This window comes from Cypionkella psychrotolerans (assembly GCF_001294535.1).
GTDB lineage: Bacteria > Pseudomonadota > Alphaproteobacteria > Rhodobacterales > Rhodobacteraceae > Cypionkella > Cypionkella psychrotolerans.
Window position 1 is genome coordinate 1 of record NZ_LGIC01000083.1, and the last position, 13,250, is coordinate 13,250.

Consider the following 13,250-nt stretch of genomic DNA (forward strand, 5'->3'; position numbering starts at 1 on the left):
TCCATAGACCTCGCCGCTGTCATCCCAAGCCTGCTTCAACAGCACCGTTTGGCGCTGATCCTCCAGCGCACGCTGACAAAAAGGTTCACGCAGCCATGCATAGAAGCCGCTCGGATGAACGGCCAGCATCCGGCACATAGCCCTGACGGCAAAGATTGGCCGGTGTTCGGCGATAAACGCATACCTCACCGGGATTCCCTGGCGAAGTATGCGGTCGCCTTTTTTAGGATGTCCCGTTCCTCCGTGACCCGCAGCAGATCTCGCTTCAACCGGCGGATCTCATCAGCTTGCGCATCGACCTCTTGGATCACCTTTGCGGGCCGCGAAAACTGCTTCTGCCATGTGTAGATCGACTTGGTGCTGACCCCCAATCGCTCGGCCACCTCGCGCACCGGGTAGCCCCGATCCTCGACCTGTGCGACCGCATCGCGCTTGAACTCATCTGTGAATTTGTTCGTGGACATATCGTCCTCCTTGCTTCCAAAATTACCAAGCAAGGCGTCTACAAATCTAGGGGCTATTCAGTGGGCAATCGCCAAGGTACTACCCGAGGGGTGGGCTACCGCGGGTATCTCAGACCCCAAAAGAAGACGCTTTACAAATTTTTCCAGAGAAGTGGGGCCGCATGATGGGCCATAGCGCATCCGACTTAAGCGACCTTCTAGCCGACGCGCAAATAGGGCCTGTCGCATCTGGCATCCCTGCAACAATGTCAGAAGCTCAAATTTCTGATTTTCTGGGCCTTGCCTCGTCTCGAATTCGGACCTTGGCACGCGACGGTGTTTTCGTTCGGTCAGGCCGCGGGCAGTTCGATGTTGCGGCATCGGTGAAGCGTTACGTCTCACGGCTTCAGGAAGGCGCTGTACGGGCTGGGCGACCGGCCGAGGGTGGCGATGACCTCAAAGCGGAAAAGCTGCGCTTAACCCGCGCCCAGGCTGATAAAGAAGAAACCCGCGTGAAGCGGGAAAGCGGCGATCTGGTGGAGTCGGATGCTGTGACTCGCCAATGGGCTGCGATCTTGCGAGATATCCGCAACGCTTTGCTGGCCGTGCCGTCGCGCTGCGGCGCTGTCCTGCCACACCTGACAGCAACCGACACGGCAACTCTCGATCGGGAAATCCGCAAGGTGCTGGAGGGTTTGGCCGATGGGAATTGAAATCGTTCGCAGGAACGCCCTGCAAGCCCTTCGCCCACCGCCGCATGTGCCGCTCGCACAGTGGATTGAGTCCACGGTCTACATTCCCGCCAGCGCATCCGCCCTTCCTGGGCGCATGGAGCTTTGGCCTTTCCAGCGCGGCTGGTGCGAAGCCATTGAAGATCCAGAAATTGAACGCCTGACAATCCTGAAGGGCGCGCGAATTGGCTACACGCAATGGTTAAGCGCGACCATTGCCAGTTTTGTTGCAAACAGCCCTGCCCCCATCATCGCGCTACAAGGTACCGCAGATGATGCTAGAGATTTTTCAGTAGAACTAGAATCCATGTTTGAGGCATCGCCCGCGCTTCGCGGCTTGCTTTCCGACGATGCCGACGATTCGGGCCGATCTACCATGCTTGCGCGGCGCTTTTCAGGCGGTAGCCTTAAGTTCCTTGCAGCGAAGTCACCGCGCAACCTTCGCCGCCATACAACGCGATTCCTCGCTATGGACGAAATAGACGGCTACGAAATCACCCAAGAAGGCGACCCGATCAAGTTGGCAGAGATGCGAACAATGACCTTTCGCGACCGCAAAATTTTGGCGGGCTCGACTCCCATTTTCGATTATGGGCCAATAACCCGCCTTTATTCTGAGTCCGATCAAAGGATCTATGAATGCCTCTGCCCATCGTGCGGCGAGTTTGCAGAAATCAAATGGGAGGCAATCCAATGGCCTGAAGCCAAACCGGAATTGGCGCATTGGGTTTGCCCCCGCAATGGCTGCATTGTCGAAGAGCGGTTTAAGCCGGAAATGGTGGCAAATGGACATTGGCGGGCAACCGCACCAGAGATAAAAGGGCACGCTGGCTTCGCTGTAAATTGCCTGATCAGCCCCCATTTCAACGCGCGATGGGGGAAGTTGGCGGCCGAATTCTTGCAGGCTAAACGCAGCCCGGAAACCTTGCAGCCGTTCGTTAATACGATTTTGGGGCAGCCTTGGAAAACTGAAGGCCAGGATCTCGATGAACATGAGCTATTCCAGCGGCGTGAAGCCTTCAGCCTCGAAGCCTTACCGCCTGAAGTGCTTTGGCTGACTGTAGGAGTCGATTGCCAGGACGACCGTCTAGAAGCCGTCATCTTGGGCCACGGCGAAACCGAGCTTTTCGCACTTGGGCACGAAGTCTTCTGGGGGCCGATCGACGGGGAGGCCGTTTGGGCTGATCTGGACTCGCTGTTGCGGCAGACTTGGCAACACCCTTCTGGTGGTACGATCCGAATTGACGCCGCTTGCATCGATTCCGGCGATGGGGGCCACACTGAAATAGTTCACGCCTTCACCCGGCCACGGTTCGGGCGGCGTGTGGTCTCGATTAAGGGCGTAGCGGGCTTTTCACGCCCCTTCCTGCAGCGCAGCGGCACCAAGGGGCAGATGCTATGGCTCGCTGGCGTGGACGCACTGAAATCGCAACTATTCAACCGCCTAGCGCGTGCTCAGGGCTTAAGGTTTTCCGAAGTGCTGCAAGCGATCTTTTTTGAACAGCTCGCAAGCGAACGCCGCATGATCCGTTATACACGCGGCCGGCCTGAGGCACGGTTTGAAAGGGTTAAGGGGCGGCGTGCTGAGACCTTGGACGCAACTTGTTACGCTTGGGCCGCACGGCAGTTGATCGGGCAGAAGGTAGAAGCGCGGCAGGCCGAAGTTTCCAGCGCCGCGGCGCCTAAGAAGGTGGCAGGTTTGATCAAGAGTCGTTGGCTTTCTGGAGGCTAATCGCCCTCGGGCTTAGGCCCAAGCTCAATAACTGTGTAACCATTTACCGAAATGTAACATACATTCTCGATCAGATCGAAAGTCGGCGCATCGTGACGGCCTACTTCAAATTCAATAAAAGATCCGGCATAAAGCCCTTTTTTGTATTGCTGCGTCCGCAATCTAACAACTGATCCGATTTGTGGAACGCTACTCATCTCGCATTGAAATAGAATCGAGCCACTCAATTCAAAGCAGACGTTCATTTTACCACCTCATCGCTGATCCCAAACAGGAACCCAGCGCCGTAACCGGTCTCGTCCTCCGCGGCTTCGCGTATTGCCCTCGCCATCTTGGGCAGATTCCGAGTTTGCGCGACTTCCTGCATTATTTTGGTAGCATGATCGCGCCCCGCTTGGCACTGCATTGAATATGTCATTTCCAACTCCATCTGTTTCGATAGAATCATCATTCCACAAAAAATCTTTTATTTCCATAAACTTATAAAGTGAAAGTCACGTTTAAGGTGAAAGTCAGCGACCCGACCGCATTGGCGCAATCATCGCAAGAGATCCTTCGCGGACGGCCTGCGCAGCCCGAGCTATCACCATTGCAGCGGCGTCTTCTGTTGCATCGGCAACGTCGCTGGATAACGACCAGAACGGGATTGCAAAGAAATCGCCGCCGCGCTTCGCGATTGCGATGCAAAGGGATGCACCGGCGGGGGAAGCTTCGGCTAGGGTCACACGTTCTTCAAATGTTGCGGGCCGAAGCCAAAAATGACGCTTTGGAAATCTGTTGCTAAAGCGCTGATCAATCTTTGCGGATGACTCTAGATTGATCATGCGGACTCCATCTAAGTTGAATGGCGGCGGCGGTTCATATGCCGCGCCGCCGCCAATACCGACGCCTCGGACTCTGACCCCCGATCATCGGCCGCGTGGCATGAGGGGAGATGAATCCCCTGCCCCGCCAAACCTTGAGCTGCAAAGGGCGGCTTCCCGCCCCCTGCGATGATACGAACTTTGGACTCGCTAACCTTGCCACAGGGTCATTGACTCGTCAACTCATTTATGAGATATAAAGCCGAACAGGAGATCAGAGAATGTCAGAATTCACGCTAGCCCAGATCGCCGCTTTTGCTGCTGGCATCGACGGAATCGAAGTCGAACAGTTCACAGCTTACGAAAAATCGCTTCGCAATCTGGTGCAACGGCACTTCCTTCCTCCAATTTCGCAGCATGGCCGCGTTTTTCTATATGACCGTGGTGGGGCGGTAACGATTAGGCTTGCCCACATTGCAGCCGAGTTTGGTATTCCTAGAACTACCATTGATTCACTGACCCGGTGGTTGAGCGGTTCTGGTACACGCCGCAAACCGACTCGCGGTGGTTTCGTTGGACTTAGCCAATCCGACGAAGCAATTGAGCGTGTCGAGAACGGAGAAGTTTTCGCGCTGCACATTATTATGACGGCAGACCGATCTGTCAGCGTTCAGGCTGACTGGAAAAAAGACACATCCGCCAGCGAAAAGGTCGAGTCAGCACTGCAGCAACGCGGGCAAGAAACTGGCATGGAGATTGCTCGCTTCACCCTACCCGCTGCCAACATTATCGCGCAATTCCTGCCACCGATGACTAAGGATTAATCCGATTGGGCATCCTTGATCTGTTCCGCCGCACGCCTGCGCAACCTCCGCAAGTTCGCCGCTTTGACGGTGCAGCCGGCGGCCGTCGCGGTTTCGGCATTGGCTCATTCGGGCGCACTGGCACCGAAACCATGTTGGCGGGACCTACCCTGCGCGACCGTGCCCGCTACGCCGCTGCAAATAACGCATGGATTGCGAATGCCGTAGGAAACCTAACAGGGGCACTTGTCGGATCTGGTATCGTGCCAACCGGCGAAGCTGATGGGGTGGCGGCGTTCAATGTCTGGGCGGAAACTGCCGATGCAGATGGACGTACAGATTTCTGGGGGCTTCAGGCTGAAATTGCCCGCGCGCTTGTGGTAGACGGTGAAGCCTTCGCCCAGATTATCGACTCCGAGATGGGGCCGCATCTGCGCTTAATCCCGCCCGAGCTGGTAGACGAGTCCATGACTCGCGATCTTGGTGAAGGGAGATTCATTGTCTCAGGCGTTGAATTCAATGCCGATGGCACGCGCGCCGCCTATCACGTGCTGCCCGCGCGGCCTACCGATGTATTCGCAACAACCGGAACGCCAATCCGCATTGCTGCTGAAAATGTCCTACACGTTTTCAAGCCGCTTGGCGCTGGCCAAGTGCGTGGCGTTTCATGGCTTGCCCCGATCATTTTGCCCGCGAACGAATTGGACCAACTCCAGGACGCTTTGCAGATGGGCGCGAAGGTCGCGGCGATGTTTGCCGGGTTTGTGGTGAACCCGAATGCAACCGGCGGCGATGATCCATTCGAAGGCGAATCCCAGCCCAGCCTTGAACCTGGCACGCTGCAAAAACTGACAGGCGGCTGGGATGTAAGATTCGCCACGCCTTCCCAAGTATCGCAGGTGGAACCCCTACTGAAATTGGGCTTGCGGCAACTCGCGGCCGGATTGGGGATGCCAGAATATATGCTTTCCGGCGACCTATCGGATGCAAACTATTCCAGCTTGCGGGCTGGCCTTCTACCCTTCCGTCAAAGAGTCGAGCAAACGCAGTACCACGTTTTTGTGCCGCAAATGCTGAATCCGATTTGGCGTTTGGTTATCGAATGGGCTGCCGTTGCTGGTGATCTTGCCGACTTCGAAGCCGACCCGCGACGCTTCCTCAAGGTAGAATGGTTGCCACCGCGGCCGCTTCAGGTGGACCCGCTCAAGGATACTCAGGCAACCGTTGCAGAATTGGAAGCTGGGCTCACCAGCCGCAAGAAAGCTGTCGCAGAACGCGGATGGGCTTTGGCTGATCTTGATGCCGAGATTGCGGCCGATGCCTTCCAGCGCCCTGCCAACGGCGAAACGTCGCAAGAACAAAAGGGAATCCAAAAGTGAACGAAAGAGTCTCTGATACCCTGACCCGACAAGCGGATTTTCAGGCAAATTCTTACAACGCCGAAACCCGCACGTTTAGCGCTGTGATTGCCACGGCGACTCCGGTGATGCGCCAAGATGCAACCGGGCCTTTCGCGGAAGTGTTGCCCGCCGAAGCTTTCGACTTATCGGCGCAAAGCCTGCCGGTGCTGGACTCCCACAACACCGCAACTGTTCGGGCGATCCTTGGGCGAACTTTGGCCATTCGGCGCGAAGGCGACTCTATCGTGGCTGACCTGCAGTTGTCTGCCGCCGAAGACGTTGCCCCGATCGGGCAGCGCATCGCGGACGGCACCTTGCGTGGAATCTCAATCGGCTACCGCGTGGCCGGATGGGCAACCCGCCGCGAAGGCGGGCAGCGCGTGAAATCCGCAACCCGCGCAACGCTTACGGAAGTGACTCTTACCTCAAATCCCGCCGACCCGAACGCGGGCGTGCGGCAAAAGAAGGACTGCAAAATGCCCAAAGATGTAGAAACCGAAGATCGCGCCGCACTTATTCAGCGTTGCCGCACCGCCCATCCCGCCCTTACCGATGAATGGGGAACGCGGATGCAAGATGCGGGCGAAGTGCTTTCCGACGCCGAAGTGATCGACGACGCGCGGGAAACCGCGCTTGCAGCACGGCAGAAACGCACGGCAGCAACCATTCGCACCGCCGCGCCCGCGAATGACGACCCGGCACTGAATCGCGGGCACCAGTCTGAAGCTTTGGCTTGCCGCATGATGGGCACCGCCCCTTCCGATGCTGCCCGCCCATTCATGACTTTGGGCCTGCATGATCTTGCCCGCGAAGCGCTGGCATCTTCTGGCGTGTCCGTTCGCAATCTTGGGGCCGAAGAACTGTTGACCCGTGCAATGCACACCACCAGCGACTTCCCCCAACTGCTGACCGGTGCCGGCAATCGCGTGCTGGCAAACGCCTATCAGGCCGCACAATCGGCCCTGAAGGCTTTGGCACGCCAACGCACCGCCTCGGACTTCCGCGCGCTGTCTATCCTAAAGTTGGGCGAGTTCAGCGGGCTTCAGAAGGTGACGGAGGCGGGCGAGATCAAAGCCATCTCCACCGCAGAAGCGAAGGAAGGTTACGCCCTAGAAACCTTCGGCGGCACGTTCGCACTTTCGCGCAAGGCAATTATCAATGACGACCTAGGCGCATTCGGGCGCTGGGGCGAGATGATGGGCCGCGCCGCAGCTGAAACCGAAGCTGGCCAGCTCATTGCCCTATTGACGGCAAACGCAGGCGGCGGTGTTAAGCTGTCCGATGGGGAAAACCTGTTTCACGCCACCCACGGCAACCTAGCGGGCGCTGGGGTTGCTTTGTCGGAAGCTACACTTTCGGCCGCGCGTCTTGCCATGCGCACCCAAAAGGGCTTGGACGGCGCGACTCCGGTGAACGTGGTACCGAAGTATTTGCTGGTTGGGCCGACGCTTGAAACCGCAGCTGAAAAGCTGTTGACGACGATCAACGCCACGACGACTGGTGACGCCAACCCGTTTGGCGGGAAGCTGAGCCTGCTTGTTGAACCCCGGATCACGGGTAACGGCTGGTATGTTTTCGCCGATCCTGCCAGCGCACCCGTGCTGGAATATGCTTACCTGTCCAGCGCGCCGGGTCCGCAATTGTCTAGCCGCGACGGCTGGGAAACTCTGGGCCGTGAATTCCGTGTCGTGTTGGACTTCGGCGCTGGTGCCGTTGATCACCGCGGCGCCTATCGGAACGCGGGTGCCTGATATGCCAATGAATCAACAGGCGCTTCATTCAAAACTTGCTGAATGGCGCGACCGGCTGAAGGAAGCCCGCTATAGTGGCACCCGTCGCGCCCGCGACTCCACTGGCGAAGAGATCGAATACAAATCAGACTCTGAGATGGCGAAAGCCATTGCGGCGATCGACGCCGAACTTGCACCAATTCAGCGGCACGCAACAGTCCGCTTCCAAACCTCGAAAGGACTCTGAGCATGAAAAACTACATTCAACCGGGTGATACCTTGACCATGCCGAGCCCAGCCGCTGTGGCGTCTGGTGATGTTGTTATCGTCGGCGCGTTTATCGGCATTGCGGCTGGTGACGCCGCTTCTGGTGCCGATCTGGATCTTGTCACAAAAGGCGTCTTTTCGGTGCCCAAGGTTAATGCCCAAGCCATCGGCCTTGGCGCTGTCGTCTACTATGACGCTACAACCGAACTGGCGACGACGACCTCCAGCGGTAACACCCGGCTGGGCATCGCCACGGCGGCGGCTGCAAACCCTTCCGCATCGGTCCACGTCAAACTGGGCTAGTGTGGACTCGAATCGGATCGGCGGCGGGCAATCGTGCTACCCGCCGCCGAAACTGCGTCCAACAATGAGATGTAGCGCAACTAAGATCCGCATTCGTCGGTTCGTTTCCCGATTCATCACTTTAGGGAACGGCGGTAAATGTGACGGACTCTCAGATTTTATCTTTTATTATCAATGGCTATGGTAGCGATACCCGCCTCCATAGGTTCCCCGAAATCCTGACACCTTATCAAAGCGGTGGGCGCTCGGGGCGCGGGCGAAATACTGGCAGCGCCCAGTCAAAGCGAATGGCCAGAACCCGGATCAGGCAAGCCGCCGTCAATCCCACCGTCATCGCCGCATCGCGCGAAAAACCAAGCGCAATCAGCCCGACAAACAGCACCGCGCCCACTGCCGAGGCCGACACATAGATTTCCCGCCGCAGTAGAATCGACGGCTCTTGTCCCAGCAAATCGCGGATAATGCCGCCGAAGGCCGCCGTGATCACCCCCATGACCACAGCAACCAGCGGCCCCGCCCCCGCATCCAAACCCTTGCTGGTGCCCGCAATCGTGACCAAAGCCATGCCGAACGCGTCCAGATACAGCACCACCCGGTAGCGCGAGCCCAGCAGATGCGCGCCAAAATGCACCAGCGCCGCAACCGCCAGACAGACCGCAACCGGGGCCGGATCAATCACCCAGAACACCGGAACGCCCAGAAGCAGATCACGCAACGTGCCGCCGCCCACCCCTGTCACCACCCCAAGCCACAGAAATCCCACGATATCCATCTGCTTGCGCGACGCGACCAGCGCCCCCGTCACGGCAAAAACCGCAGCCGCCGCCAAATCCAGCATGCGCTGAATCGACGTCTGCCATATCTGCGCCTGCGCAAGCTGATCCTGAAACAACTGAGCAATATCTGTCACGGTCGGGCTTTCCTGATGGGTCAGTCGGGTTTCATAGTGTGGCGCGGGCCGCGCGATCATCACGGCACCGCCAATGGGATACATTTGAGACATTGGCTGAGGCCAGCTTGGTGCGCAATGCCGCCACTCTGCCGCGCCAAAGCTTTAACCCGCTATATCCAACTAAAAGAATCAGGTTTACATTTCTTACCATTTCGCTAGGTTACCCCGGCAAACCGCTTTTCGACATACGGTGCCCCTCGTGATCGTCTGCCACTGCCAAGCTATTTCGGATCATGACATCCGCGCCGCCGTCGATTGGATGCGCGCGTCCGACCCCGACACGATCATCACGCCGGGAAAAATCTATCATGCTTTGGGCAAACGCGCCGACTGCGGCGGCTGTATGCCCTTGTTCCTTGACACGATGCGTCAATCTGCGAATTTCGGCGTTGTATCGGCGGTGGCGTCTGGCCCCCAGACGCCGAATTTGCGCAGCGTGAAAGGAATGTCCCATGAAGGGCGACCCCAAAGTCATAGAGTATCTCAACGCGGCGCTGCGCTCTGAACTGACCGCCGTCAGCCAGTATTGGCTGCATTACCGCCTGCAAGATGATTGGGGCCTGGGCCATCTGGCCGCGAAAAGCCGGGCCGAAAGCATCGAAGAGATGCACCACGCTGACAGGCTGATCACCCGGATCATCTTTCTCGAAGGCCATCCCAACCTGCAAAAACTGGATTCTCTGCGGATCGGCCAAACCGTGCGTGAGACGCTGGAATGTGACCTTGCCGCCGAGCATGAAGCCCGCACCCTCTATATCGAGGCGCGGCGCTACTGCGATCAGGTCGGCGATTTCGTCACCCGCGCGCTGTTTGACGAATTGACCGCCGATGAGGAAGGTCACATAGACTTTCTGGAGACTCAGCTTGGTTTGCTGGGCCGCCTTGGCGAAGAAAAATACGCCATGCTCAACGCCAAACCCGCCGATCAGGCCGAATAAACGCACGAAGGGGAGGCGTGTTCCGCCTCCCCTCCCCAACGCAAAACCCGCACAACGGTTAACAAGGTCTGAACAAGCCCCGCTTAACCCCTTGATTTTCCACAGACAGACAGCCTGTCCACACGCGGACAGCTCACGCCCAGTCCAGCACCACCTTGCCCGACTGCCCCGACCGCATCACCTCAAACCCGGTCTGAAACTCATCCACCCCAAAGCGGTGAGTGATGACTTTCCGAACGTCCAACCCATTCTCCAGCATCGCGATCATCTTGTACCAGGTCTCGAAAATCTCGCGCCCATAAACCCCTTTGATGGTGATCGCCTTGAACACAATCCGGCTCCAATCGACCGGAGATTTCCCCGGCGGAATCCCCAACATCGCAATCTTGCCGCCCATCACCAAGGCCTCGATCATCTGATCCAAGCCGCGCTGATTGCCCGACATTTCCATGCCAACATCAAAGCCCTGTACGATCTTCAACCGCGCCATCACATCCTTCAAATCCTCGGAAGCCACATTCACCGGCGTCACATCCGCCACTTCCGCCGCCAGCTTCAACCGCGCCGGATTAATATCCGTGATCACCACATGCCGCGCCCCAACATGCCGCGCCACCGCCGCTGCCATGATCCCGATCGGCCCCGCCCCGGTGATCAAAACATCCTCGCCGACCAGATCAAAACTCAAGGCCGTATGCACCGCATTGCCCAGCGGATCGAGGATCGCGCCAATCTCATCATCAATGCTATCCGGTAAAGGCACCACATTGAATGCAGGCAGCCGCAGATATTCCGCGAACGCCCCCGGCTCATTCACCCCAATCCCCCGCGTCGCTGGGTCCAGATGGAACTTTCCCGCCCGAGATTGCCGGGAAAGCTTGCCAATCAAATGCCCCTCGCCCGAACAACGCTGACCAATCGCCAGCCCCTCAACCAAAGTCCCCTTTGCCACGATCTCGCCAGCAAACTCATGCCCGGTCACAAGGCCAACAGGCACCGTCCGAGCCGCCCATTCATCCCAGTTCCAGATGTGAATATCGGTGCCGCAGATCCCGGTCTTCTTCACCTTGATCAACACGTCCTCCGGCCCAATCTCGGGCACGGCACGCTCTTGCATCCAAAGCCCAACTTCCGCCTTCGCCTTGACCAAAGCCTTCATCGGATCGCCCTCACTTCCCTACCCGCCGCCTCAAACGCCGCCAGCGCAAAATCCAAATCATCCACGGTTAGCGCAGCGTTCATCTGCGTCCTGATCCGCGCCCCACCATGCGGCACCACCGGATAGAAAAACGCCGAAACCATCACCCCGCGCGCATCCAGCGCCCGCGCAAAACTCTGCGCAAGCGGTGCGTCGCCCAACATGACCGGCACAATCGGATGCTCACCGGGCAGCAGCCGGAAGCCAATCGCCTCCAACCCCGCCCGCCAATAGGCGGCATTGTGGAACAACTGCGCGCGCAGATCATCCGCGCCCTCCACAATATCCAACGCCACAAGTGCCGCCCCAACCACCGCAGGCGGCAGAGCATTAGAGAACAAATATGGCCGCGCCCGCTGCCTGAGCAAATCAACCATTGGCTGCGGTCCGGCGATATAGCCGCCCAAAGCCCCGCCAAGCGCCTTGCCCAAAGTCCCGGTCAACACGTCAACCTTCACCCCGGCATGAAACGGCGTCCCCCGCCCCTGCGGCCCCATGAACCCGGTGGCATGGCAATCATCCACCATGGTCAACGCGCCGTATTTCTCGGCCAAAGCGGCAATCGCGGGCAAGTTGGCGAGGGTGCCGTCCATCGAAAACACACCATCGGTCGCAATCATGATAAACCGCGCACCATCCCTCACGGCGGTCGCAAGCTGCACCTCAAGATCGACCATGTCGTTATTGGCAAAGCGATAGCGCTTGGCCTTGCACAGCCGCACGCCGTCAATGATCGAGGCGTGGTTAAGGCTGTCCGAGACAATCGCATCCGCCTCGCCCAACAGCGGCTCAAACAGCCCGCCATTGGCGTCAAAACAGGCGGCAAACAGGATCGAATCTTCCATCCCGAGGTAATCCGCAATCCGCGTCTCCAACTGGCGATGCAAATCTTGCGTCCCACAAATGAAGCGCACCGAGGCCATGCCATAGCCGTGGCTGTCCATCGCCGCCTTGGCAGCCTGCACCAGCCGAGGATCATCCGCCAAGCCCAGATAATTGTTGGCGCAAAGGTTGAGCATCTCGCGCCCCGCCACCCGCACCCGCGCGCCTTGACCACCCTCAATCAACCGCTCCCGTTTCATCAGCCCATCGGCCTCAATCCCGGCAAGCGTAGTGCGCAAATGGTTTAGAAAGCGTGTATCTGTCATGGCAGAATTTCCTCCAACTTAACGGATATAACCGCAGACCAAAGTGAAAGTCAACATAACGGAAATCCGTCCGCTCAACCGGATTCCATTTCACATTGGCCTAAATATCCTGGGGGTGCGGGGGCTAGCCCCCGCCCGCCTCAACTATCCTGCACGATCAGCAAAGCCCGCGCAGCACCCGCCTCGGCCGCAATCGCATGATCGCGGTCCGCCGGATAACGCGCGGTATCGCCCGGCCCCAACACCTGCTCATCCTCACCCGAGCGCACACGGATCTGGCCTTCGATCACCGTCAGATGCTCGCGGCAGCCCGCAGAATGTGGCTCGGATTCCAGCAAGCCATTGGCAGCCAAGCGCAAATCATACACCTCATGCTCGCCCACCGCATCGGCGGGCGACAGGATACGGATGGAAACCCCAACACCACGGCCGCCGATCACCGGAGCAGCACCCGCGCGGATCACTTCGATCCCCACCTCGGGTCGGCCCTCCAAAAGCCCGGCGAAATCCACCTGCAAGGCCTGCGTCAGGTTCCACAAGGTCGCCACGGTCGGCGAGGATTCCCCCCGCTCAATCTGGCTGACCATGGATCGGCTGACCCCGGATAGCTTGGCCACCGCATCAAGGCTCAGCCCACGCGCCTTGCGCGCCTCACGCAACGAGGCCGCCAACCTGTCATGGATATCAGACCTCGGATTCATCGCGCTACCCTGCCTAGACAGAAGCCATCCGTCAACGCCCCAGCCCACACCACGCCGATTTCCGCGCGGAAATCGTGCCGGAATTCGCGCGAATTCCGCCC

The 13,250-nt window shown here is 58.5% G+C and carries 14 protein-coding genes and 1 pseudogene; 9 read left to right on the forward strand and 6 right to left on the reverse strand.

Features of this window, described 5'->3' with window-relative positions:
* A pseudogene (locus AKV04_RS27280) lies at window positions 1-464 on the reverse strand (transposase); the annotation flags it as partial.
* Window positions 465-709: 245 nt separating this feature from the next.
* On the opposite strand from AKV04_RS27280, the gene AKV04_RS18490 reads away from it, so the two are divergent.
* Window positions 710-1,156, forward strand: coding sequence for a terminase small subunit (locus AKV04_RS18490; protein ID WP_054007889.1), 447 nt, complete (start codon window positions 710-712; stop codon window positions 1,154-1,156).
* The gene (locus AKV04_RS18495) at window positions 1,146-2,906 is read left to right on the forward strand and encodes a phage terminase large subunit family protein (RefSeq protein ID WP_054007890.1); all 1,761 of its coding nucleotides are present in this window, start codon (window positions 1,146-1,148) and stop codon (window positions 2,904-2,906) included. The genes AKV04_RS18490 and AKV04_RS18495 overlap by 11 nt, the downstream gene beginning before the upstream one ends.
* Before the next feature lie 512 nt (window positions 2,907-3,418).
* Here the strand turns inward: AKV04_RS18495 and AKV04_RS18505 are convergent.
* A complete protein-coding gene (locus tag AKV04_RS18505) occupies window positions 3,419-3,730 on the reverse strand; it encodes a hypothetical protein (RefSeq protein ID WP_156317668.1) in 312 nt (103 codons plus the stop codon).
* 260 nt (window positions 3,731-3,990) lie between these two features.
* Between AKV04_RS18505 and AKV04_RS18510 the strand changes: the two genes are divergently transcribed.
* From AKV04_RS18510 to AKV04_RS18530, 5 genes are read left to right on the forward strand one after another with little or no spacing between them, the layout of a single operon-like run.
* A complete protein-coding gene (locus tag AKV04_RS18510; RefSeq protein WP_054007893.1) occupies window positions 3,991-4,533 on the forward strand; it encodes a hypothetical protein in 543 nt (180 codons plus the stop codon).
* Between the two features lie 5 nt (window positions 4,534-4,538).
* A complete protein-coding gene (locus AKV04_RS18515) occupies window positions 4,539-5,891 on the forward strand; it encodes a phage portal protein (protein ID WP_054007894.1) in 1,353 nt (450 codons plus the stop codon).
* A complete protein-coding gene (locus tag AKV04_RS18520; protein WP_054007895.1) occupies window positions 5,888-7,663 on the forward strand; it encodes a prohead protease/major capsid protein fusion protein in 1,776 nt (591 codons plus the stop codon). The genes AKV04_RS18515 and AKV04_RS18520 overlap by 4 nt, the downstream gene beginning before the upstream one ends.
* Window positions 7,664-7,670: 7 nt before the next feature.
* A complete protein-coding gene (locus AKV04_RS18525) occupies window positions 7,671-7,889 on the forward strand; it encodes a phage head-tail joining protein (RefSeq protein ID WP_054007896.1) in 219 nt (72 codons plus the stop codon).
* Between the two features lie 2 nt (window positions 7,890-7,891).
* On the forward strand, window positions 7,892-8,212 hold the full coding sequence (locus tag AKV04_RS18530) for a DUF2190 family protein (protein WP_054007897.1): 321 nt from the start codon (window positions 7,892-7,894) through the stop codon (window positions 8,210-8,212).
* Between the two features lie 229 nt (window positions 8,213-8,441).
* On the opposite strand, the gene AKV04_RS18535 is transcribed toward AKV04_RS18530, so the two are convergent.
* Window positions 8,442-9,182 carry a trimeric intracellular cation channel family protein gene (locus tag AKV04_RS18535; protein ID WP_235815704.1) on the reverse strand — a complete coding sequence of 247 codons (741 nt, stop codon included), beginning with the start codon at window positions 9,180-9,182 and terminating at the stop codon, window positions 8,442-8,444.
* A gap of 181 nt (window positions 9,183-9,363) precedes the next feature.
* Between AKV04_RS18535 and AKV04_RS25745 the strand changes: the two genes are divergently transcribed.
* Together AKV04_RS25745 and bfr are read left to right on the forward strand one after the other, a co-directional pair.
* Window positions 9,364-9,669, forward strand: coding sequence for a (2Fe-2S)-binding protein (locus AKV04_RS25745; protein ID WP_082351737.1), 306 nt, complete (start codon window positions 9,364-9,366; stop codon window positions 9,667-9,669).
* A complete protein-coding gene (gene bfr, locus AKV04_RS18545) occupies window positions 9,617-10,102 on the forward strand; it encodes a bacterioferritin (protein ID WP_054007899.1) in 486 nt (161 codons plus the stop codon). Before AKV04_RS25745 ends, bfr begins: the two co-directional genes overlap by 53 nt.
* Before the next feature lie 133 nt (window positions 10,103-10,235).
* Here the strand turns inward: bfr and tdh are convergent, their stop codons facing one another.
* The 3 genes from tdh to AKV04_RS18560 all read right to left on the reverse strand — a co-directional run bounded on the left by tdh (window position 10,236) and on the right by AKV04_RS18560 (window position 13,149).
* Window positions 10,236-11,261, reverse strand: coding sequence for an L-threonine 3-dehydrogenase (gene tdh, locus AKV04_RS18550; protein WP_054007900.1), 1,026 nt, complete (start codon window positions 11,259-11,261; stop codon window positions 10,236-10,238).
* Window positions 11,258-12,448, reverse strand: coding sequence for a glycine C-acetyltransferase (locus AKV04_RS18555; RefSeq protein WP_054007901.1), 1,191 nt, complete (start codon window positions 12,446-12,448; stop codon window positions 11,258-11,260). The genes tdh and AKV04_RS18555 overlap by 4 nt, the downstream gene beginning before the upstream one ends.
* Window positions 12,449-12,588: 140 nt before the next feature.
* Window positions 12,589-13,149 (reverse strand): helix-turn-helix domain-containing protein, encoded by a 561-nt coding sequence (locus tag AKV04_RS18560; protein ID WP_054007902.1) that lies wholly within the window; start codon window positions 13,147-13,149, stop codon window positions 12,589-12,591.
* Window positions 13,150-13,250 lie beyond the last annotated feature (101 nt).

What these genes read in the sequence shown, in the direction of transcription:
- AKV04_RS18490 (WP_054007889.1), top strand. Translation starts at nt 710, where the DNA reads ATGTCAGAAGCTCAAATTTCTGATTTTCTGGGCCTTGCCTCGTCTCGA.
- AKV04_RS18495 (WP_054007890.1), top strand. Translation starts at nt 1,146, where the DNA reads ATGGGAATTGAAATCGTTCGCAGGAACGCCCTGCAAGCCCTTCGCCCA.
- AKV04_RS18505 (WP_156317668.1), bottom strand. Translation starts at nt 3,730, where the DNA reads ATGATCAATCTAGAGTCATCCGCAAAGATTGATCAGCGCTTTAGCAAC.
- AKV04_RS18510 (WP_054007893.1), top strand. Translation starts at nt 3,991, where the DNA reads ATGTCAGAATTCACGCTAGCCCAGATCGCCGCTTTTGCTGCTGGCATC.
- AKV04_RS18525 (WP_054007896.1), top strand. Translation starts at nt 7,671, where the DNA reads ATGAATCAACAGGCGCTTCATTCAAAACTTGCTGAATGGCGCGACCGG.
- AKV04_RS18530 (WP_054007897.1), top strand. Translation starts at nt 7,892, where the DNA reads ATGAAAAACTACATTCAACCGGGTGATACCTTGACCATGCCGAGCCCA.
- AKV04_RS18535 (WP_235815704.1), bottom strand. Translation starts at nt 9,182, where the DNA reads ATGATCGCGCGGCCCGCGCCACACTATGAAACCCGACTGACCCATCAG.
- bfr (WP_054007899.1), top strand. Translation starts at nt 9,617, where the DNA reads ATGAAGGGCGACCCCAAAGTCATAGAGTATCTCAACGCGGCGCTGCGC.
- tdh (WP_054007900.1), bottom strand. Translation starts at nt 11,261, where the DNA reads ATGAAGGCTTTGGTCAAGGCGAAGGCGGAAGTTGGGCTTTGGATGCAA.
- AKV04_RS18555 (WP_054007901.1), bottom strand. Translation starts at nt 12,448, where the DNA reads ATGACAGATACACGCTTTCTAAACCATTTGCGCACTACGCTTGCCGGG.
- AKV04_RS18560 (WP_054007902.1), bottom strand. Translation starts at nt 13,149, where the DNA reads ATGAATCCGAGGTCTGATATCCATGACAGGTTGGCGGCCTCGTTGCGT.